The 23,046-nt window shown below is 32.4% G+C and carries 18 protein-coding genes; 8 read left to right on the plus strand and 10 right to left on the minus strand.

Features of this window, described 5'->3' with window-relative positions; genetic code table 11:
- Nucleotide 1: 1 nt before the first annotated feature.
- Together FUA22_RS12605 and FUA22_RS12610 are read right to left on the minus strand one after the other, a co-directional pair.
- A complete protein-coding gene (locus FUA22_RS12605; RefSeq protein WP_147768878.1) occupies nt 2-205 on the minus strand; it encodes a hypothetical protein in 204 nt (67 codons plus the stop codon).
- A 2-nt stretch (nt 206-207) separates the two neighbouring features.
- Nucleotides 208-789 carry a MarC family protein gene (locus tag FUA22_RS12610; RefSeq protein ID WP_147768880.1) on the minus strand — a complete coding sequence of 194 codons (582 nt, stop codon included), beginning with the start codon at nt 787-789 and terminating at the stop codon, nt 208-210.
- Nucleotides 790-865: 76 nt separating this feature from the next.
- Here FUA22_RS12610 and FUA22_RS12615 point away from each other — a divergent pair, with 76 nt between their 5' ends.
- The 3 genes from FUA22_RS12615 (at nt 866) to FUA22_RS12625 (ending at nt 5,407) form a co-directional block, all read left to right on the plus strand.
- On the plus strand, nt 866-1,429 hold the full coding sequence (locus FUA22_RS12615; protein WP_147768883.1) for a DUF3109 family protein: 564 nt from the start codon (nt 866-868) through the stop codon (nt 1,427-1,429).
- 303 nt (nt 1,430-1,732) lie between these two features.
- Entirely contained in the window at nt 1,733-2,713 is a 981-nt protein-coding gene (locus FUA22_RS12620; protein WP_147768885.1) for a ribonucleotide-diphosphate reductase subunit beta, read from the plus strand.
- Between the two features lie 198 nt (nt 2,714-2,911).
- Entirely contained in the window at nt 2,912-5,407 is a 2,496-nt protein-coding gene (locus FUA22_RS12625; protein ID WP_147768887.1) for a ribonucleoside-diphosphate reductase subunit alpha, read from the plus strand.
- Between the two features lie 70 nt (nt 5,408-5,477).
- On the opposite strand, the gene FUA22_RS12630 is transcribed toward FUA22_RS12625, so the two are convergent.
- Together FUA22_RS12630 and ppnP are read right to left on the minus strand one after the other, a co-directional pair.
- Nucleotides 5,478-6,200, minus strand: a complete 723-nt coding sequence (locus FUA22_RS12630) for a DUF6503 family protein (protein ID WP_147768889.1) — start codon at nt 6,198-6,200, stop codon at nt 5,478-5,480.
- Nucleotides 6,201-6,297: 97 nt separating this feature from the next.
- A complete protein-coding gene (gene ppnP / locus FUA22_RS12635) occupies nt 6,298-6,579 on the minus strand; it encodes a pyrimidine/purine nucleoside phosphorylase (protein ID WP_147768891.1) in 282 nt (93 codons plus the stop codon).
- 183 nt (nt 6,580-6,762) lie between these two features.
- Here ppnP and FUA22_RS12640 point away from each other — a divergent pair, with 183 nt between their 5' ends.
- Nucleotides 6,763-8,505, plus strand: coding sequence for a Na/Pi cotransporter family protein (locus tag FUA22_RS12640; RefSeq protein ID WP_147768893.1), 1,743 nt, complete (start codon nt 6,763-6,765; stop codon nt 8,503-8,505).
- Nucleotides 8,506-8,557: 52 nt separating this feature from the next.
- Here the strand turns inward: FUA22_RS12640 and FUA22_RS12645 are convergent, their stop codons facing one another.
- Nucleotides 8,558-10,894, minus strand: a complete 2,337-nt coding sequence (locus tag FUA22_RS12645; RefSeq protein WP_147768895.1) for an inorganic phosphate transporter — start codon at nt 10,892-10,894, stop codon at nt 8,558-8,560.
- A 72-nt stretch (nt 10,895-10,966) separates the two neighbouring features.
- Entirely contained in the window at nt 10,967-12,172 is a 1,206-nt protein-coding gene (locus tag FUA22_RS12650) for a porin (RefSeq protein WP_147768897.1), read from the minus strand.
- A gap of 382 nt (nt 12,173-12,554) precedes the next feature.
- On the opposite strand from FUA22_RS12650, the gene FUA22_RS12655 reads away from it, so the two are divergent.
- Nucleotides 12,555-12,893: a toxin-antitoxin system YwqK family antitoxin gene (locus FUA22_RS12655; RefSeq protein ID WP_147768899.1), complete on the plus strand. Its 339-nt coding sequence runs from the start codon at nt 12,555-12,557 to the stop codon at nt 12,891-12,893.
- A gap of 101 nt (nt 12,894-12,994) precedes the next feature.
- Here the strand turns inward: FUA22_RS12655 and FUA22_RS12660 are convergent, their stop codons facing one another.
- From FUA22_RS12660 to FUA22_RS12670, 3 genes are all read right to left on the minus strand, one after another.
- A complete protein-coding gene (locus tag FUA22_RS12660; RefSeq protein ID WP_147768901.1) occupies nt 12,995-15,019 on the minus strand; it encodes a hypothetical protein in 2,025 nt (674 codons plus the stop codon).
- A 127-nt stretch (nt 15,020-15,146) separates the two neighbouring features.
- Nucleotides 15,147-17,888, minus strand: coding sequence for a TonB-dependent receptor (locus tag FUA22_RS12665; protein ID WP_147768903.1), 2,742 nt, complete (start codon nt 17,886-17,888; stop codon nt 15,147-15,149).
- A 246-nt stretch (nt 17,889-18,134) separates the two neighbouring features.
- Nucleotides 18,135-18,524, minus strand: coding sequence for a carboxypeptidase-like regulatory domain-containing protein (locus FUA22_RS12670; protein ID WP_147768905.1), 390 nt, complete (start codon nt 18,522-18,524; stop codon nt 18,135-18,137).
- Between the two features lie 158 nt (nt 18,525-18,682).
- Here FUA22_RS12670 and dgt point away from each other — a divergent pair, with 158 nt between their 5' ends.
- Both dgt and FUA22_RS18655 read left to right on the plus strand, forming a co-directional pair.
- Nucleotides 18,683-20,005 carry a dGTP triphosphohydrolase gene (dgt, locus tag FUA22_RS12675; RefSeq protein WP_147768907.1) on the plus strand — a complete coding sequence of 441 codons (1,323 nt, stop codon included), beginning with the start codon at nt 18,683-18,685 and terminating at the stop codon, nt 20,003-20,005.
- 75 nt (nt 20,006-20,080) lie between these two features.
- On the plus strand, nt 20,081-20,206 hold the full coding sequence (locus FUA22_RS18655) for a hypothetical protein (RefSeq protein WP_262713235.1): 126 nt from the start codon (nt 20,081-20,083) through the stop codon (nt 20,204-20,206).
- On the opposite strand, the gene dxs is transcribed toward FUA22_RS18655, so the two are convergent.
- Nucleotides 20,196-21,953 (minus strand): 1-deoxy-D-xylulose-5-phosphate synthase, encoded by a 1,758-nt coding sequence (gene dxs / locus FUA22_RS12680; RefSeq protein WP_147768909.1) that lies wholly within the window; start codon nt 21,951-21,953, stop codon nt 20,196-20,198. The genes FUA22_RS18655 and dxs overlap by 11 nt on opposite strands.
- 189 nt (nt 21,954-22,142) lie before the next feature.
- On the opposite strand from dxs, the gene FUA22_RS12685 reads away from it, so the two are divergent.
- Nucleotides 22,143-22,970: a T9SS type A sorting domain-containing protein gene (locus FUA22_RS12685; protein ID WP_147768911.1), complete on the plus strand. Its 828-nt coding sequence runs from the start codon at nt 22,143-22,145 to the stop codon at nt 22,968-22,970.
- Nucleotides 22,971-23,046 lie beyond the last annotated feature (76 nt).

The raw sequence follows: 23,046 nt of genomic DNA on the forward strand, positions 1-23,046 counted from the left end.
ATTATTTGCGTTCTTTTACTTTTTGTTCAATACGCTTAGAGATTCTAAGAATAACCATTAAAATGATAGCGCATAAAGCAGCTACAATAGTGATAATTGCAATCATACTCTCACCCTTAAAAGGTGCCTCAAAATCAATTTTTGTAACATTGAATATGGCTAGAATAGTAGCAAGAACAATTATTATGGCAGAAAGAATTTTCATAACTAATTAAATAAAATTTTAATGTTTTCAGCAAACAGTTTTACGGCTATAGCCAGCAATACAACTCCAAATACTTTTCTAATAATACTAATACCGTTTTGCCCTAAAAAACGCTCTATTCTTGATGAGGTTTTTAAAACAATAAATATAACAACAACATTTAAAACAATGGCTATTATGATGTTTTCAACTCTAAATTCTGCTCTTAAAGAGAGTAAAGTTGTTAAACTTCCAGGGCCTGCAATTAAAGGAAATGCTAAAGGGAATACAGAAGCTGTCATTACATTATTCTCTTCTTCTTTGTAAAGTGTAATGCCTAAAATCATTTCTAAAGCAATAAAGAATAGAATAAAAGCACCAGCAATGGCAAAAGAGTTTACATCAATGCCTATAAGATTTAAAATACTCTTTCCTAAAAAAAGAAATATAATCATTATAGCCCCAGCAATAATGGATGCCTTTTCACTTTGAATATGACCTACTTTTTTTCGTAGATCAATTATTATAGGAATGTTACCAATAATATCAATTACAGCAAACAATACCATAAATGCCGTAAAGATTTCTTTTAATATTAGCTCCATATTAGACGTTGTTAAAATTTGCGCAAAGGTCGGTATTTAATTTAAATTACATCTAAAGTTTATCTATTTTTGCCGAATGTTTCAGTTAGGAAAGACAATCGTTTCAGATGATGTAATCAAAAAAGATTTTGTTTGTAATTTATCGGCATGCAAAGGAGCTTGCTGCGTTGATGGAGATGCTGGTGCACCGCTTGATAAAGATGAAACGGCTATTTTAGACGAGATCTATTCTAAAGTGAAATCATTTTTACGAAAAGAAGGTATTGAGGCTATTGAAGCCCAAGGAGCATATATTACTACTGAAGATGGTGAGTTTGAAACACCATTAATTAATAATGCAGATTGTGCTTACGTGATTTTTGATGAGAATGAAGTGGCACTTTGTGCAATTGAAGAAGCATATAATCAAGGGGAGGTTTCATGGAAGAAACCTGTTTCTTGTCATTTATATCCTGTTAGAGTTATGGATTACACTGAATTTTCAGCGGTAAATTATCATAAATGGCAAATTTGCGATGATGCCTGTGAACTTGGAAAAGAGCTCCAAGTGCCAATCTATAAATTTGTAAAAGAAGCACTTATTAGAAAATTTGGAGAAGACTGGTATATGGAGTTAGAAAAAGTTGCAGAAACTTTTTAACAAGCATAAAATATATCACAAAAAAAGGCTAATAACCCTTTTAAACAAAGGGCTTTTTAAATTTCAATCTTATATTTTTTTTGTAAACTTTTTTAAATTGAAAAAAAGTTAAAACACTAAAAATCAACATAATAACTGTTTTTTCTTGTAAACTTCCTGATTATCAGGAGTTTTTTTATTTGTTAAAAACTTGTTGAAAAGCTTTCTTGTTTTTATTAAAAACATACCAATCATTTTGCAATCTTTGTTATCCTCGAATCGAGGGAAAAAATCGTTAAATTTTAATTAAAAAATCCAAAAATTATGTCTCAGGCTGTAGAACCCATTCTTCAAGAAAACAAAGATCGTTTTGTTATATTTCCAATACAACATCATGATATTTGGGAGTGGTATAAAAAGTCTGAAGCTAGTTTCTGGACTGCTGAAGAAATTGATTTGCATCAAGATTTAACAGATTGGGCTACAAAACTAAATGATGATGAGCGCTATTTTATAAAACATATTTTAGCATTTTTTGCGGCAAGTGATGGTATTGTAAATGAAAATTTAGCTGAGAATTTTGTGAATGAGGTCCAATATAGTGAAGCAAAATTCTTTTATGGGTTTCAAATTATGATGGAAAACATCCATAGTGAAACCTATTCTCTTTTAATAGATACCTATGTAAAGGATGAAAAAGAAAAAGACTTGCTTTTTAATGCTATTGAAAACTTTCCTGCTATAAAGAAAAAGGCAGATTGGGCCTTAAAATGGATAGAATCACCAAGCTTTGCAGAACGTTTAATTGCATTTGCGGCTGTAGAGGGTATTTTCTTTTCTGGAGCCTTTTGTTCTATTTTCTGGTTGAAGAAAAGAGGATTAATGCCTGGATTGACATTCTCTAACGAATTAATTTCAAGAGATGAAGGTGTGCATTGTGACTTTGCAGTACACTTACATCAGAAACATTTAATAAATAAAGTGCCTAAATCTCGTATCAGAGAAATTCTAATAGATGCTTTAGATATAGAGCGTGAATTTATAACAGAATCATTACCAGCTAGTTTAATAGGTATGAATGCTGTTTTAATGGCGCAGTATTTAGAATTTGTGACAGATAGATTATTAAGCGAACTTGGTTGTGAAAAGGAATATAATACCGCAAATCCATTTGACTTTATGGATATGATTTCATTACAAGGGAAAACCAATTTCTTTGAAAAACGTGTTTCAGAATATCAAAAAGCTGGAGTGCTTAATAAAGAAGAGGAAGCAGATAAATTCAGCTTTGACGCCGATTTTTAATTGACCTTAGTTTCAAACAGTTTTGTTTTGAAAAATCAATTGGAATGACATTTCCATTTTAATGGAAAATTAACATAATACCATTTATTGAATTAATTAAACCAACTGGTTTTGGCTGTAATAAAGCCCAAAATTAGAATAACTAACTAACCATTTTTCTGAAGGTGTATCAGAAAATTTAAAAAACGTGTAAAAACAATGTATGTAGTAAAAAGAGACGGAAGAAAAGAGCAGATTATGTTCGACAAAATCACTGCTAGAGTGAGAAAATTATGTTATGGATTAAACGAATTAGTAGATCCATTAAAAGTAGCAATGCGAGTTATAGAAGGTTTATATGACGGTGTTACTACTAGTGAACTTGATAATCTAGCAGCTGAAGTTGCTGCAACAATGACAACTGCGCACCCTGATTATGCGCGTTTAGCAGCTCGTATTTCCGTATCTAACTTACACAAAAACACCAAAAAAACGTTTAGCGACGTTATGGAAGACCTTCATAAATATGTGAACCCAAGAACTGGTAAAGATGCACCTTTACTTTCAGATGAGGTTTACAATGTTATTATGGAAAACAAAGACCGTTTAGATTCTACCATAATTTACAACCGTGATTTTGGATATGATTATTTTGGATTTAAAACGCTAGAACGTTCATATCTTCTAAAATTGAACGGACAAATTGCAGAACGTCCGCAGCACATGTTAATGCGTGTTTCAATTGGAATACATTTAAATGATTTAGATGCAGCCATTGAAACTTACGAGTTAATGTCTAAAAAATATTTTACACACGCTACACCAACATTATTTAATTCAGGTACACCAAAACCTCAAATGTCTTCTTGTTTTTTGTTAACAATGAAAGAAGATAGTATTGATGGTATTTACGATACTTTAAAACAAACAGCTAAAATATCTCAATCTGCCGGAGGTATTGGTTTAGCAATGCATAATGTCAGAGCCACAGGCAGCTATATAGCAGGAACTAACGGAACTAGTAATGGTATTGTGCCAATGCTACGAGTATTTAATGATACAGCACGTTATGTAGATCAAGGAGGCGGGAAACGTAAAGGAAGTTTTGCAATATATTTAGAAACTTGGCACGCCGATATTTTTGATTTCTTAGATTTAAAGAAGAATCATGGTAAAGAAGAAATGCGTGCACGTGATTTATTCTATGCGATGTGGATTTCTGATTTATTCATGAAACGTGTTCAAGAAAACGGAGATTGGACGTTGATGTGTCCTAATGAATGCCCTGGATTACCTGAAACTCATAGTGAAGAGTTTGAGGCCTTATACACAAAGTATGAAGCTGAAGGAAAAGGACGTAAAACTATTAAGGCTCGTGAACTTTGGGAGAAAATATTAGAATCTCAAATTGAAACAGGAACACCGTACATGTTATATAAAGATGCTGCTAACCGTAAATCAAATCAGCAAAATTTAGGAACAATTCGTTCTTCAAATTTATGTACTGAAATTATGGAGTACACATCTCCAGATGAGGTTGCTGTTTGTAATTTAGCATCTATTGCTCTACCAATGTTTATTAAAAACGGTGAGTTTGATCATAAAGAGTTATTCCGAATTACAAAGCGTGTTACTAAAAACTTAAATAGAGTTATAGATAGAAACTACTATCCAGTAGTTGAAGCTGAAAACTCAAATATGCGCCATCGTCCTATTGGATTAGGGGTACAAGGTTTAGCAGATACCTTTATTAAATTGCGTATGCCTTTTACAAGTGATGCTGCTAAAAAATTAAACCAAGACATATTTGAAACGCTTTATTATGCTGCTGTAACAGCGAGTATGGAAGAAGCTAAAAAAGATGGTCCATATCAAACGTATGAAGGATCTCCAATGAGTAAAGGGGATTTCCAACATAACCTTTGGAATATTAAAGATGATGAATTAAGTGGAAATTGGGATTGGGAAAAATTACGTAAACAAGTGCTTAAAAACGGAGTGCGTAATTCGTTATTAGTAGCGCCAATGCCAACAGCATCTACTTCTCAAATTCTTGGAAATAATGAATGTTTTGAGCCTTATACATCTAATATTTACACGCGTCGTGTATTATCTGGAGAGTTTATTGTAGTTAATAAACACTTACTTGAAGATTTAGTTGATTTAGGTCTTTGGAACGAATCTTTGAAACAAGATATCATGAGGGCAAACGGTTCTATTCAGGACATAGATATTATTCCTCAAGATATAAAAGAGCTTTATAAAACGGTTTGGGAATTAAGTATGAAGGATATTATAGATATGTCTCGTCATAGAGGTTACTTTATAGATCAGTCCCAGTCATTAAACTTGTTCATGGAAGGAGCAACTATGGCTAAATTAACTTCAATGCATTTTTATGCTTGGAAAAGTGGCCTAAAAACAGGTATGTATTACTTACGTACTAAAAGTGCTGTTGACGCTATTAAGTTTACACTTAAAACTACTAAGGCTGAAGAACCTGCTGCTGAAACGGTTGAAGTTGACAATGCTGTTATAGAGCAGCAAGAAGCAAAGAAAAAGAAATTGGCAGCTCAAAACGCCGCTAAATTTGCAAAACAAAATACACCAGCACCCGAAGTAGATGCAGAACCTATGTCTCCTGAAGAAATGAAAGCACTTATTGCTCAAGCTAAAGCTGGTGAAGGTGATGACTGCCTAATGTGCGGATCTTAAGAGTGGGTTGGTTCCCTCCTAGCGGAGGGAACCCCAAATTTATTAAATCACCTCTTATTTGAGGTGCTTTTTATTTCAGTATATCTGTTCCAAGCAGCTCATCATTTTTATTGTAATACCAAGCTCTATTTTTTGGCATTTTAATACCATTTATTGTCTTTTCTTTGGTTAAAATGATATACTCACCAGAATCGTTTTTTTGATAACCACATTCATCAGTTTTATAGAATTGATAGATTTCCATGGCAAATGTTTTCGGGTTAAAGTAGAAATACCAGATATCGCTACCAACATTTTCATCATAAGTTACTTTTAGAACGAAATAATTCTTCCCTTTAAAAGTTCTATCTTCAACTCTAGAATTAATTAATGTTCCGGGGTCTTTTAACTTCATGGGTAATCCATAAAGGTATGTATAGTAGTTTTTGTAAAGGTTTGCCCGTTCACAATTAAGAGTGTATTTCTTTTTATCTTCTTCTGAAATTTTTTCAGAATTATTCAATGCGTAAGAACAAATTCCTTTATCAATTGTCATTCTGGTAGTTGAAGAATCTCTTGTAGCAATTACTTGAAAAAAATCATTGGGTAAATTTATTTGAATATCACTATGTCTAGAAGACTTCTTTGGAATTTCCATAGTGATATTTAGACGTCCATTAAAGGTTTTCCAATTATTATTTGGATCATGATAAGCAATGGCTTTATCCAATAATTCCTTGCTAGTTATATTTTGTCCGAAAGTGTTGATTGTCGTAAATAAAAGGATGAAATACAGAAAATAAGGCTTTTGCATAATGATGAAATTTGCTTCTAAGGTAATATTTCAAATGTGCGAAACAAAAAAGCACCTCTTTCGATGTGCTTTAAATTCTCGTTCGTTAGAAGTCTTTTTATTTATACTGACACAAATAGGCCGTTTGAGCCGAAACTTTTACTTGAAATTTTTCATTGGCGTCAATTTCAAAAGATTCGCCAGCTTTATAAGTTGCCCATACAGAGTCTCCGGGCAATTTCACAGTCATTTCACCCTCAATAATAATCATGGTTTCATGAGTAGAGGTGCCAAATTCATAATCACCTGCTTCCATAACACCAACAGTAGAATTTCCTGTTGAAGTTTTGTAACCTAAAGACTTTACATTACCGTCAAAATATTCGTTTGTAGAAATCATATTTCATTATTTAATTAAGATTGCAAATGTAATTTTTTTGCATTTATATTTTTCTTTTGTAGCTGGTTTTAGGTAATTCTTTTTAAAATATTTACTTTAAAACTGTAGTTTAATTAACCTTTGTCAAACTAAGTTCAGATTCTTTATATTTATAGTTGACAAAAATTAATAGAACAATAGATTATGAAATACGGTTTTACTGATGTGCTTCAACTTATTGGGGCACTTGGGGTTTTCTTGTTTGGTATGAAGGTGATGAGTGATGCACTTTTAAAACTAGCAGGAAACAAAATGAGGTCCATTCTTGCCACTATGACCTCTAATAGGTTTTTAGGTATTACAACCGGTTTTTTAATTACGTCTGTAATTCAGTCATCATCGGCAACTACATTAATGGTTGTTAGTTTCTCTAATGCAGGTTTATTAACCCTGACAGAAGCTATTAGCGTAATTATGGGAGCAAATATAGGAACCACTATTACGGCGTGGTTAATTACTATTTTAGGCTTTAAGGTAAGTATGAGTGCTATTGCGCTTCCTTTGGTTGGATTAGGTTTTGGACTCACCTTTTCAAAAAAGGATAAGACCAAAGAAATAGGAAATTTTGTTATAGGGTTTGCATTAATCTTTATTGGACTGCAATTTTTAAAAGAAGCGATGCCTGATATTAAGAATAACCCAGGAATTTTATCTTTTTTATCTAGGTATACAGATTTAGGATATCTTTCAATTTTAATCTTCTTATTAATTGGCACTATACTCACAGTGGTTATACAGTCATCTAGTGCAACTATGGCTTTAACACTAATTATGTGTGCACAGGGTTGGATTCCATTTGAAATGGCAGCAGCTATGGTTTTAGGTGAAAATGTAGGAACCACCATAACAGCTAATTTAGCAGCCCTAGTAGCTAATTATAAGGCAAAACAAACGGCAAGGGCACATTTAATTTTCAATTTAATTGGAGTTTTATGGATGCTAATATTATTCTATCCGTTTTTGAAGTTTATAGGCTGGTTATCGGTTCAGTTTGGTTCAGAATCGCCATATATAACAGCCGCTGCCATACCCGTGGCTATATCTTTATTTCATACTACATTTAATATTTGTAACACATTCTTATTACTATGGTTTATTAACCCCATTGCAAGATTTGTAGAACGTATTATTCCTGAGAGACTTTTGCCAGAAAAAGCGGTAGAGGAAGCAAAGTTTTTAACTGCAAACCAATTAAAATATCCTGAAACAGCGTTAATATCATTAATCAAAGAATCTAAATATTTATATAAAAACACCATTTTTGAAATAGTAACTCACGCTTTAAATATTCATCGAGAAGACATAAAATCTGATAAGAAGTTAAAGCAAGTAATGAAAAACTCGCAAGAGGATTTAAAAACCGATGTAGAAGACCTGTACTATACCAAAGTTAAATCTATTTATGGTCAAATAATTAGATTTGCCACAACCGCTCAGAATAAGTTCAATTTAAATAAAGAACAAGCTAATATGGTTGGCGAAATAAAAATTGCTAACAGAAAAATGGTTGAGATTATTAAAGATGCCAAAGAATTAAATAAAAATGTAATATATGCCTTAAATAGTGATAACAAGCACCTTCAAAAGGAATATGATGGTTTTAGAAAGAAGGTAGCAAAGGTGCTTCGTGTCATATATTTATTTAGGAAAGACAACAATGGAGATAGTAAGAAATACGAAGAAAAACTTAAAGCGTTAAAACAAGATGCAAAAGAAAATATTAGGTCTAGTAATAAATCAATAGATAAACTTATACGTAAAGATTTAATAACTGTTGAAATGGCATCCTCTCTTTTTAACGATTATACCAATGTTAACGATATGATTAAAAAATTAATTGAAGTTGCTGAGTTATTATATGGTAAAACTGACCCATTAATAGAATAAAAAAAGCACCTCATAGAGGTGCTTTTTTATGTTTTATACAAGGTTTTTATTGTTATTCTTGTTCATCATTTTCATTATTCTCATTATTCTCATCATTCGATTCCGTTGATACAATAGTATCTTCCGAAATTGTAGCAGGTTCTACAGATGCATCATGAGCATCATGATACTCTTCTAAAAGATTCATTGTTGCTTTTAATAAATCTTTTGTTTCTAATAGAAGACTAAAATAAAGCGTTGTGTTTTTTGGACTCGATTCTTCTTTACGAGTACGCTCCACTTGTTTTTGTATCTTATCTGAAACTATAGAAACAACATTTTCTTCTCTACTAATAATATTTCCAATTTGCTCAAAAGAACGAGAATCAAATGCAGCTTTAGTATCATTAAACAAAAGCTCTATGGCTTCGTTAACTTCTTTCAGCTCTTTAATTTGATTGAACTTTAATTTTTTGTGATTATTGTTAACGTGTTTATGACTTACTTTAGATATGTATTCTAAAGATTGTGTCATATCCTGTAAGTATCCTAAAATATTAATATAGAAGTTACTAGCACCAATACTAGATTCATCTAAATTTTTAATAAAATAAAAGATATTATCTCTTAAATTATCTACTTCCAAAGACAACTTATCTATTTGCTTTTGGTTCTTTTTAAGCGAGCTTAAATCTTGTTTTGCTAATCCGTTAATGGCATTAGAGTATATTTTATTTCCTCTTTTAACAACATTAGCAATATTATCAGCACTTTCATGTATTACACCTTGAACTGAACTACTTTCTGCACCTTTTAAACTGTCTTCACTTTTAGCAATAGACGTCTTTCTTTTATGTGAAAGATAGTTTCTTGCCAATAAAACAACTGTTAAAAGTAAAAGAATTGGTGTCATTACAGCAGGATGCCAATTAATTAAAAACACTACAATTCCAGCTCCCGTAAATGCGCCTAAAGCAGTTAAAAACCACCCACCAATTACATTAAGTACACCCGCAACTCTATAAACCGCGCTTTCTGCTCCCCAAGCTCTATCTGCCAATGAAGTACCCATTGCCACCATAAATGTTACATAGGTAGTAGAAAGAGGTAATTTCATGGCTGTTGCAATAGAAATTAAAACACCTGCAACCATTAAGTTAACAGAAGCCCTAATCATATCAAATGCAGGAGCTTCAATACTTTGATCTTTAGTTAATACCGTAGAATCTGGTTTCTTAAAACTTGCATTTACTTTCTCTTGAGTAGCTTTAGGAATAATTGCAGTTAAAGCATCAGACATTAATGAAGTTCCTTTTACTATACTTCTAGATAACATGTTAGGCTTAAACTTTTCATGAGTTTCACTTTGTCTAGATAAACTAATCTCAGTTTCAGCAACAGTTTTGGCTTTTTTAGAAAACCATAAAGTTACCACCATGATACCGCCGGCAATGAATAATAAGAAAGGCTCTGCAGGCATCTTTTTATCTAGAACACCCATTGCAAACTCTGTAGCAGGAATCCCAGTGCCAGACCAAGCTTCAAATGAATGATATGCGGCCATTGGAACACCAATAAAGTTAACCAAATCATTACCTGAAAATGCTAAAGCTAAACCAAACGTTCCTACAGCAATTACTACAAGTAGAATACTCTTTTTAGTAATTTTTTGAAAAGCAAAAGAAAGAATTGTGAACAGCACAAAACCACCAAGAATTATATATATTTCATTCCCTTCAATCATACCTTTCATATCGCTATAATAAGGTGTTCCTTTTAAACCTTTCATGAATATGAAATAAAGAATAGCTGTTAAGGCAACACCTCCAAAAAGAGCTCCGAAGTTTTTTATTTTTTCAGAATAATGGAATGTAAATATTAAACGAGAGAACCATTGAACTACCGCTCCCACACTAAATGCTATGACTACCGAGAGTAAAATTCCGCTAATAATTTCAATAGCCTTTTTGGTATTTATATAGGTACCTAAATCAGCAAATGTTTCTGTATCCGATGCGCTAATTTTAATAAGAGCCATAATAACAGCAGCTCCAAGTAAATTAAATACAATAGAAACAGTAGTAGAAGTTGGTAATCCCAGAGTATTAAAGAAGTCTAACAATAAAATATCAGTAATCATAACCGTCATAAAAATGAGCATAATCTCATGAAAACTGAATTGTGCCGGCACAAATATTCCTTTTCTTGCAACCTCCATTAGTCCGCTAGAATAAACGGCTCCAATAAAAATACCTAAACTTGCAACTATCATAATAGTTCTTAAGGAAAGTGCTTTAGAACCAATTGCTGAGTTTAAGAAGTTAATTGCATCATTACTTACGCCAACAACTATATCTGCAACAGCCAAAATTGTCAAGGCTATTAGCATGTATAAGTAAATATTATCCATAGTATTTAATTGTAGTATATCTGCAAATATCATGACTATTATTGATTATATTGTTATGTAACTGTTATTTTTTTAGAAGTGAAAATCAAACCCTATTCGGAATGTAATATTGTCATCATTTCCATCAAGAGAAGTGTAGACAATATCACTTTGTACTTTTAGTTTATGACCGTGTACAAACTTGTTTAAACCAAGCGTATATTGTTTTACTGGAAGCGCAGTTGTTATAGCTTCATAATCTATACCTGTATATCTTCCTGCAATTTCAAAATTATTTTTAAATAAATACCCTGCCTGTAAGTTTAACGCATTACCAGTTAAAACTACATCTCCGGTTGGTGTTACGCCATCCAATTCGGTAGCAATTTCATTATCGGCAGCACGTTTAGCATATTCTCCCATAAATGAAAAACCATTATGTTTATACATGGCATCTACAAATATTGTAGTTTGATCTGTTCCGTAAATAGAACCGTCTGTTCTAATCATATAATCACCAGCAAACCCTCTTTCTCTAACGGCATTTTCGTTTAGGTTATAAGTAAATGCTAAGGATAATTTTGGTTTTTCTTCTCTTTTTAAATCAGACCCAGTATAATCACCTTTAGACTTAAAAGTACCAAATGGTAATAATTCTAAACGAGCAGTGTATTGCAAACCGCCTTCATTACCTTCAGTAACGTTTCTACCTTCACCTTGAGACAAGGCAACTTTTTCTCGAATTAAGAAATTATCTCCCAAATAAAATTTATGACGTAATTGAACACCTATATCACGGTCTAGAGTAAAACGACTATTAAGTAAAGAACGGTCTACTAGCTGAAGATCTCCTGAAGATATAACTCGCTCCACGTTTCCAGGCAATTTAGTTTGTCCTGCCCATAATTCCCAATTTTTAGCAAAATGCCACATTAATACGGCATCTAAAATGTAACGAGGTGTATTACGATTAAATTCATTTCCGCCAGATAAATCTCTATTAGAAAGGCCCAATTCTAATTTGTATCTTAATTTAGGGCTATAAGCAAATCCATCAAATTTTAAACGTGCACGACGAATAATAAAATTGTGATCAGGAGAACCATATTGATTTCCATCATGATCCCAAGATGACATATATCGCATTTGAAAACGAGGAGCAAATTTTATGCTAAAAGAACTGTCTTTCGCAGTAAAATTTATAAGGCCTTTTCCGAAAGAAGTATCACTAATTTCTTGACTAAATGTAATGTTAATAGCAAATAAAGCAGCTACAACAAGTGCAATTTTAAGTTTCATTATAATTATTAATTTTTGTCGCTGCAAAGAACCAAATTCAATGTTAACTTAATGTTTCCAAATGATTAATTTAAGAACAAAAAAAAGACTGCCTTGGCCAAGGCAGTCTACATAGAAATCATAATAATGTAGTCGACAAAAACTAATAGATTATATGAAATACTAATTAATGTCTATAGACAGTGCAAATATCAAAGTTTAAGTTAATCTTAATGTAACCTCAATATTAATTAATTATTAATAATTCCAATGTTAAGTTTTCATATACAACACATTGACAATTAGTTAATTACATTTCAATGTTAATTTAATGTTATGTAAATGTTGCGTAAATATTATGTAAGTTGTAAATTTGATATAGAATGTTAAAAAACCCATAATTATGAAGAAATTATTTTTATTTCTTTTTGCTGGTTTACTTTCAATAGCGTCTTTTGGTCAACAAAAGCGCGACATGAAACTTAACAAAGAAACTAACCTTATTGAGGTGGTTTATTATCATGACAATGGAGTTGTAAGTCAAACAGGAACTTATACTGCAGATGGTAAATTACAAGGTAATTGGTTAACCTTTGATGAAGCAGGCAAAAAGACAGTTTCGGCAAATTATGATAATGGTAAAAAAGTCGGCAAATGGATTTACTGGACAGGTAAAACCGTAAGAGAAGTAGATTATAGTAATAATCAAATCGCAAATGTTGTAGAGCAGCCAGGTATTTAAAAATACTTGCCCTGAATCAGACACATTTAAAGATTAAATTCTTAATAAAAAAAGGCATCCTATTTAGGATGCCTTTTTTTATATGTTAAATTTAAAAATATTTAAAGACTAGCATCTTTCCAAGTCCATCCTGAAATATCAAGAGCGGTAGCATCTTTACCAGAATTTAAAGTATATTTTTTTGTTTCATCTGGAAGTAAAGTTGCATTAGCATCTGCACCTTCAATTTGTACGTTTGCTAAAGCACCTCCATCTTTCATATCTAAATCAACTGTATAACCTGAAAGGTGTAATCCTGTAATGGTTCCTCCAGACTGTTTTTTAAACTGTAAAGCAGTACCGCCTACAGTTGAGATTGCTGTTATGTTTGAAAAACTAGGATTACCATTGTCTTTATCACCTTCAAAAACTGTTGAGAATCCAGCAACTGTATGAGAGATATATGCGTTTGAAACACCTCCGCTCCAGCCTTCAGTCCAGTCAATTGAATCATCGTCATTGTTTTCTAGGTACAAGTTAGAAACAGAAACGGTTCCACCGAAGAATTCAATACCATCATCAGAGCCATTAATTACAGATACATTTTCAATTGTGGTGCTTGATCCTACAGCGTATAATGATAAACCGTTGTACTGAGATTCAGAATTTATTTGAGCTCCGGTACCTTTAAGTACAAGATATTTTATAGATCCTGAGTTATCGGTGTCTTCAGTACCACCGTAAATAAATCCGCCAACTTCTGCTTGAGCATCAATTCCAGCTGTTGTTGTTGCTTTACCACATAAAGTAAGACCTCCCCAGTCTCCACCATTTCCATTTATAGAAGCAATAATCACCGGATTTCCTGCTTCACCTTGAATATCAATTTCACCACCTTTTAAAACCGCAATATATACATCAGTACCTGCATCTTTAGCAGTAATTTTTGTTCCAGCCGGTATTACTAATTTCCCACCATCTTGAACTATTAAAGACGATGTTAACAAGTATGAAATTGAAGCATCTAATGTAGTAGTTCCAGAAATATTCCCAGCTAGAATATTATTACTTAAGTTTACATCTGTATCTACCCAAGAGAAAGAACCTGCATCAATAGCAGCGGCATCTTTACCAGAGTTTAATGTATATTTACTGGTTTCTCCAGAGATTAATGCTGCATCTGGAGTTGCTCCTTCAATTTGAACATTAGAGATATCACCGCCATCTTTCATATCTAAATCTACAGCGTAACCAGTTAAATGTAAATTAGTGATAGTTCCTCCTGATTGTTTTTTGAATTGCAAAGCTGTACCACCTACAGTAGAAATAGCTGTAATATTAGTAAAGGTTGGGTTACCATTATCTTTATCTCCTTCAAAAACTGTTGAAAACCCTGAAACAGTATGAGAAATATAAGCATTAGTTACAGAACCATTCCAACCTTCTGTCCAATCAATTGAATCATCATCATTATTTTCTAAATATAGATTAGAAACAGATACCGTTCCTCCAAAGAATTCAACACCATCATCAGAACCATTAATTACAGCAACATTATCTACTAAAGTACTAGATCCTACAGCATAAAATGATATACCATTGTATTGAGATTCTGGATTAATCTGTGCTCCAGTACCAGCAATTTGTAAATACCTAATGATTCCTGAGCTATCCGTATCTTCATTACCGCCATAAAGAAAACCACCAACTTCAGCTTCAGCATCAACACCAGCAGTAGTGGTTGCTTTACCGCAAAGTGTTAAACCACCCCAATCTCCAGGATTTCCATCAGAAGACGACATGATTACAGGATTTCCAGCATTACCGTTAATGTTAATTTCACCACCTTTTAATACAGCAATATAAACATCTGTTCCTCCGTTATCGGCAAGAATTCTTGTCCCCGCAGGAATATTTAAAGTAGCACCATCTGCTATAATGAATTGACCAGTTAAATTATAGATAGTAGAAGCACTTAAAGAATAATTTTCTTCTAAAGTCCCGTTCAATACACCTGCATCTAAGTTTTCCAATACTTTAGTCTTACCAGCTACAATTGGAGCTGGATCTTCAGTACTACAGTTGGTTAATGTTAAAGAAGAAAAAGCTATAGTTAAGCTTAATAGTTTTAAAGTTAATTTTTTCATTTTTGATTTTTGTTATTTTTTTATTCTATGCAAAGAAAGAATACATGTTTCTCCTGATCTTTAATAGAATATTAAACCTAGGTTACTTTTAACCTTTCAATAATCTGTTTTTGTTATCTAAAGGTTATTAGAAAGTGTATTTAAGGCTAAGACTTAATAAACTTCCTTTTTTATAAGAACTTACGGTTGCGTTAGTAACTTCACTAGTATTTATATCTCTTATTAGCTGTGTTTGTTCAATTTCAGGGTTTAATAAATTTCTACCCACAAATTTCAACAACAGCTTATCTGTTAATTGCTTGCTCATAACAAGGTCCATGGTAAAGAACCCCTTTTCAATAATCTCGTCATTATATAATACTGCACTGTTAGCAAAATCTTCAGGAGAACCTAATGCAAATATTTTATCAGAAGAATAGTTCCCAGTCAATGTCGCAATAAACTCTTTTTCTTTTTGATTATTATAACCTAAAGAACCATTAACTATAAAATCTGATGCACCTTGTAATTCAGAATCTGTCTGCCCGTTGTATTGGTATTCTTCTAACAAATCTTGATTAAACCACATTTTTGTAATGTTAGTATTGAAGTTTAAAAGACTCTCTTCATCTTCATTTTCAAGAAGACTCAATCTGGTTTCAAATTCTAAACCAAAAACATTGGCTTCTTCACCCGTATTTGAATATTGAAATATTCCTGATGACCCTCTTGTTTGTGCTAAGTTTATAGGGTTTTTAATTTGTTTGTAAAAAGTAGTAGCTGAAATTAACTCACTTGTTTCTGGAAAGAACTCCCATTTTAAATCTAAATTAAAAACATCAGATTTTTCTAAACTAGGATCACCTCTTGTAACACGACCTGTAGGTGATACGTATTCAAAAGGAGCTAATTCTTTAAACTCAGGCAATGTTTGTGTAAAACTAGCAGCAAAACGTAAAGCTTGTTTTTCATTAAGCTGGTATTTTCCATTTGCACTTGGATAGATTTCTGAGTATGATTTAGAAATAGACCCTACTCTGCCAACATAATTAGCTACGTCCCAAATTACATTTAGTTCATCCCTTTCAAATCTAACCCCAACATTTCCTGAAAAACGTTTGTTTATTCCGAAATCTAAATTTGCAAACCCTGAAATTATATTTAAATCGGCATCATATCTATCTGGGTCTCTTTCTCTTAAAACTAATCCGTTTTCAAATCCGCTCTCTGTAAAAGTTTGAGAGAACATATCAACAGAAGGTACTTGAAAATCTCTAGCCCTTACTCCAATAAACAAAGAGCTAAATACTCTGTCTTTCTGACGAATATTAGCACCAACGTGAAGCTTATATGGTAATATTTCATCATCATCAGGATTACCAAAACTTATTTCATCTTTTATAAATGCATTGTATTCTGTGTCTTCAATATTTTGACTAGATTTTCTCTGTTGAAAATCACCAACATGCGCATATTGCACTGTGTTTTCATCAAGAATATTGGCTTCATTCCTAATTCTGTTCGGCTCTTGTGCCCAAACATAATTATAACCTGCAGCCCATTTTAATGTATTATTTTCTGTAAGACTGTGTTCTCCGTTTATTTGGTTTACTAGCAAAACCGTTTGCTTGTAGTTTTGATCTCTTACAAAAGCCCCATCTTCTTGTGGATCTTGATCAAAAACATATCCTAAACCATTTCTACCTTGCTCATAAACATTGTCTGAACTATTAATAACAGATAAACTGCTTATTTTTATTTTATTGTCATTATTCAGTTTTAACCTAAAATTTACATAACCCGTAGAGTTTATATTAGTTGTAAACAATTCGGTATCTGTAAATTCATTATCCAAAATGTTAGATCTGTAACTTCTAAATACTCCTTCTTGATACTGGTGTACTATAGAATGAGTACCAGCAATCGTAATGGCAAGTTCTTTTCCGAATACATCAAACTTCTTCCCTCCAGAAAGAGAAATATTATAGTTACCAGTACCGTTTTTGGTTAACGGATCCCAACCTTGTCTAGTTATTAAGTCTACAACCGCGTATTTCTTTTTATGAAATCCTAAAGTAACATCTTCCGTTATAATACTTCTTTTAAAATTGCCATCTAAACCAACAACATTGGTGTTATAACCAGAACCAAGCCCTACTGAGAATCCTTTTTTAGTATATTCTTTTGAAACAACATCAACATTACCTGAACTTTGATCTGCATAACTTGAAGTTGAATACGTTTTACTTATACCAACATTTTGAATGATGTTGGTTGAAAATAAACTAAGGTTGATATTCTTGTTTTCAACATCATCAGAAGGGATAGGTAAGCCATTCATGGTTGTTGATAAATATCTATCTCCTAATCCTCTAATATAAATAGCTCCAGAACCTTCACTTTTTGTAACACCAGAAATTTTGGTAGTTGCATTGGCAGCATTAGAAACACCAATTTTTGAAAGCCTTTCGGCCCCAATACTTTCTTTAATTACTGTGGCCTTTTTTTGTTCAAGTAACAAAGCAGTTTCATTCTCTCTAGTTTTAACTGTTGTAATAACCACTTCATCTAAAGATGCAGCACTAGCAGCCATAACAACATTAACTTCAGTTATTTTACCCGCTAAAACTTCAATTGCTATTTCTTGAGTTTCGTAACCTACAAAACTAAATATTAAAGTATAAGATCCCACCTCTAAATTATCTAATCTATAAGAGCCGTCCATATCTGAAGTGGTTCCGTGAGTAGTCCCTTTAATAAGAACATTAGCAAAAGCCAAAGGTTCATTGTTATATTCTTTGTCGGTTAATTTTCCAGACACAGAACCTGTGTTTTGTGCAAAGGAAAATACAGACATTAATAGCACTAATAATAGTGTGAATTTTTTCATTATTTGGTAATTAAATTTTTTGCAAAGAAAGACCCGTAATGTGAATACGATGTTACCAGTAGGTTAAACAATAGTAATAGATATGTTAGCTAAATGTTACCTAAATTATTCTGTAAACGGTAATTGGTTACAATAATTTAATATACGGTTACACTTAATATTCTTAATAGATAAAAGCTCGAATTTGGTATATAAAAAAAGCAACTTGATTAAGTTGCTTTTCATTTCTATTTAAAAGAAGAGTGACTAATTATCTTCAGTAGAATTTTCCTTTTCTTCTCTAGAAGCAGTACTTTCTAATGCTATTAAATCTGCAAAAGAAATAGAGCTAGCGCCTAATGAAGATTTGATTTCTGTAATTTTATTAGAAGCAACATTTATTTTTAACTCTTTAGACTCATAACCTGCAAAACTTAATTGAAGCGTATAAGTACCTTCATTTAAAAGCTCAAATTGAAATACACCGCTTAGGTCTGATTGAGTTGTGACTCCCGTTTCTTTAATCTTTACGTGCGCATAAACTAATGGAGCGTTATTCTCTTCGGCATCACCTAAAGTCCCAACAACAGAACCAAATCCTTGGCCAAAAGTGCTATACGTCACTAACGTTACTAAAATGAATAAAAAGTTTTTCATCAGAATTCTTTTTCTATGGCAAAGAAAAAGTTTTCATGTAATACTTGTGTTACCTAAAGTTTAAACAACTATGATTAAAATGTTACCTTAATGTTACCAAATTTTTGAGTTTTATTTCTGTTGAATTTATTTATCTTGCTTGTTCTTAAATTGAACGAATGAACTGGGAACAATTACTATCATTAAAACGCTTTGGCGACACCAATAAACGCATAAGAAAAGAACAAGACGAAACCAGGTTGGGTTTTGAAGTAGATTATGATAGAGTTATTTTTTCATCAGAATTTAGAAGTCTTCAAGATAAAACGCAGGTCATTCCATTATCAGAAACCGATTTTGTTCATACTAGGTTAACACATAGTTTAGAGGTAAGCGTGGTAGGACGTTCTTTGGGCCGAAAAGTAGGCCAGAAACTTTTAAAAAAATACCCGCATTTACAAGAAGTTCATGGTTATCAAATTAATGATTTTGGTGCTATTGTGGCTGCAGCAGCTTTGGCTCATGATATTGGAAACCCACCTTTTGGGCATTCTGGTGAAAAGGCTATTGGTGAGTTTTTTAAATCTGGTATTGGTAAAGTTTATAAAACGCAATTATCAGATAAGCAATATCAAGACTTATGTGATTTTGAAGGTAATGCCAATGGTTTTAAAATCATAACTCAAAACAAATTAAGATTAAGCTATGCTACTTTAGGGGCTTTTATGAAATACCCTAAAGAGTCCCTGCCTAAAAAACCAACAAACCACATTGCAGATAAAAAGTATGGGCTTTTCCAAACAGAAAAGCACATGTTTGAAAATGTAGCTGAAGAGTTAGGTCTTAAAAATCGAAGCGAAAAAGATGTGAGCTATGCACGTCATCCGTTAGCTTATTTAGTAGAGGCTGCTGACGACATTTGTTATACCATTATTGATTTTGAAGATGGGATTAACCTTGGATTGATTGAAGAAGAATTTGCATTAGAATATTTAATCAATTTAGTAAGAGACAATATTAAAACCGAAACCTATTATGCTCTCAATAATAAAGAAGAGCGTGTTAGTTATTTAAGAGCTTTGGCTATTGGTACTTTAATTGATGAAGCGGTAGAAATTTTCATGAATAATGAAGAAGCTATTTTAAATGGAGATTTTGATTGTGCTTTATTTGATAAAAGTAAATATGAAGCCCAAATTGATGATATTATAAAGATAAGTGTTGAGAATATTTATCAGTCTGAAGAAGTTATTGATAAGGAGATTGCCGGTTATCAAATCATCAATAAACTTTTAGGTGTTTACACTAATGCGGTTAATAAAAGTTTTGATGGAACTGCCTCAAATTATGACCAACTCATTTTAAAAAGAGTGCCTAAAACTATAGATTTTTCTAGTGACGATTTGTACGAACGCTTATTGGCAGTATGCCATTATGTATCTCTACTATCTGATAGTAAGGCGATAATGCAACACAAAAAAATTGGAGGAATTAATCTATGATTCGACACTTAATCGAAAAAATATTGTATTTAATCGATATTTTGTTTAAATTGGCTTTTCTAAACCAAACCTACCATGAAAAAAATACTAGGTATTTTAGTTATAGCATTTTTGGCTTATGCCTGTACTTTAGTTGTTGCTGATATTACAAATGCTTCTTCATCTACAGATAATATCCAACAACTTTCTGCTAATAAATAAGCTTTTTTATATAGATATTTAAAGATCTGGGGTCTAACCCAACCAGTTTCTCTAATTCATCAACTTTACCGTGTTCAAGAAAGTCGTCCGGAACACCTAAAACTTTGATTGGGTTTTTATAGTTAAATTCCGCGGCAAATTCTAAAATGGCACTTCCGAAACCACCTTTAATGGTGCCGTCTTCAACGGTTATAATTGTGTTGTAATTTTTAAAAATTATGCGAAGTAATTTTTCATCTAAAGGTTTAACAAAACGCATGTCATAATGCGCAACGTCAAAGTCTTCAATTGCCTCGGTCACATTCTTAGATATTGCTCCAATACTTAAAACAGCTAAATTTTCACCTTCTTTAAGTTGAATGCCCGTTCCAATTTCTATTTTGCTGAAAGGTTGTTTCCAATCTAAAGTAATACCCCTTCCTCTTGGGTATCTTATGGCAATAGGGTTTTCTAAACCTAATTGAGCAGTGTACATAATATTACGTAGGTCAACCTCATTTCTTGGTGCAAAAATGATAAGGTTCGGTATACAACGTAAATAGGCTAAATCAAAAACTCCATGATGTGTAGCACCATCTTCACCAACTAAACCAGCACGATCTAAACAAAATACAACGGGTAATTTTTGTAATGCCACATCATGAATTACTTGATCATAGGCGCGTTGTAGAAAAGTAGAATAGATATTGCAAAAAGGGATTAAACCTTGAGTTGCCATACCTGCAGCTAATGTAACAGCATGCTGTTCTGCTATACCAACATCAAAAGCGCGTTCTGGAATTTCGTCCATCATAAATTTAAGCGAACTGCCAGTAGGCATAGCCGGAGTAATTCCAACTATATTATCGTTTTGTTTTGCTAACTCAACAATGGTATGTCCAAATACATCTTGATATTTGGGAGGTAATTCTGAGGTCGATTTGAAGATAATTTCACCTGTAGAAGAATCAAATTTTCCAGGAGCATGATATTTAACTTGATTTTCTTCGGCTTGTTTTAATCCCTTTCCTTTAGTGGTAATAATATGTAGTAATTTAGGGCCTTTAACAGTTTTTAATCGTTCTAATTCAGTGATAATTTTTTGAATATCATGACCGTCAATTGGACCTGAATAATCAATATTTAAAGCTTCAATAATATTATTTCGCCGTTGAGTTCCTTTTTTAACATTGGTTAGATATTGTTTTAAAGCACCTACGCTTGGGTCTATGCCAATGGCATTGTCATTTAGAATTACTAACAAATTAACATCAGTAACTCCTGCGTGGTTTAAGCCTTCAAAAGCCATTCCGCTGGCAATGGAAGCATCACCTATTACCGCGATATGATGTTTGTCTTCACCTTTTAATTTTGAAGCAATTGCCATTCCTAAAGCTGCAGAAATGGAGGTAGAGGAATGACCAACTCCAAAAGCGTCATATTCGCTTTCTTCACGTTTAGGGAAACCACTAATACCATCTAATTGTCTATTGGTATCAAAAATATTTTTTCGGTTGGTTAAAATTTTATGCCCGTATGCCTGATGACCAACATCCCAAATTAGTAAATCTTCAGGTGTTTTAAATACATAGTGTAAGGCTATAGTTAATTCAACTACACCTAAACTGGCGCCTAAATGACCTTCTTTTGAGGCTACAATATTAATAATAAACTCACGTAACTCTTTGGCGAGTTGAGGTAGTTCATCCTCCTTTAGAAGGCGTAATTCTTTAGGCGAATTTATATGTGTTAATAATTGCTTTTGCACCAAGCAAAAGTAAATGTTTTTACAAAGCAAAGGGAAATAGTCTATTAATTGTTTTTTGTTAATACATCACTCTTTCAGTAAAGAACTGAAGTAAAATGACCAATATGTTCAAACATTGAATAATAATTTACAACTCATTTTTCGTTAAGGGTATATGTTTGATGCAATAAATTAATTAATCGATATTTTATGAAAAAATCATTACACAAAACCATTGTATTTACCTTTTTAATTGGTGTTATTAGTCTAGTAAATGCTCAAAGAATTCTCCATACTTTTGAAAGACCAATTACAGATCCTGATCCTTTTTACGGATGGGATTCTGATTGGAGTACTACTTATGGTGTTATGACTATAGATGAGGTTAATGATAGAGCAATATGTACTTTTGAAAATAATGGGGCTGATTACATTAGGTTTTATTGGCGTACCTTAGTGCCAGGTGATAACATTTTAGATGTTTCAAATTACCCTATCCTTGCTATGAAAGGAGAAAGGCCTCCTGTTTATGCTAATTTTAGACTTATGACTTCAGGTGCTGACCCTCACCATAAACCAGGCACAGATGAAAACTCTATGCTTTTGTCAGGAACCACTGATGTATGGTATTGGGACATAAATGCCCTTATCGGATCAAATGTTGAATTAATAGGATTTAATTGTGTGGATACTGGTCAAGCTGACCCAATTTCTGTAATGAATGTTGATTTTATAGGAACTTTTGCTAGTGTTCAAGAATTAACGGATTATAATAATGGAACAATTACTCTAAGTAATAATGATAGTGAAATAAGTGAAAATAATTTAAAGTTGTTTCCTAACCCGACAAAGGATGTTGTGAATTTTGAGAATAGCACTAACGAAGTTATGACTATTAATGTTTATAATATTACAGGTAGAAAATTATTTTCTACAACTGAGCGTCAAATAGATATGTCTAGTTTAGCATCTGGCGTTTATTTATTTAAAATAGAAACAGAAACTGCTTCGGCTGTAAAAAGAGTAGTTAAACAATAGATATTTATCACTTTATAAAATTCAACTCCGATTCTAATTTAGAACCGGAGTTTTTATTTAATATAATAGACGAATT

Source organism: Seonamhaeicola maritimus (assembly GCF_008056315.1).
GTDB classification, from domain to species: Bacteria; Bacteroidota; Bacteroidia; order Flavobacteriales; family Flavobacteriaceae; genus Seonamhaeicola; species Seonamhaeicola maritimus.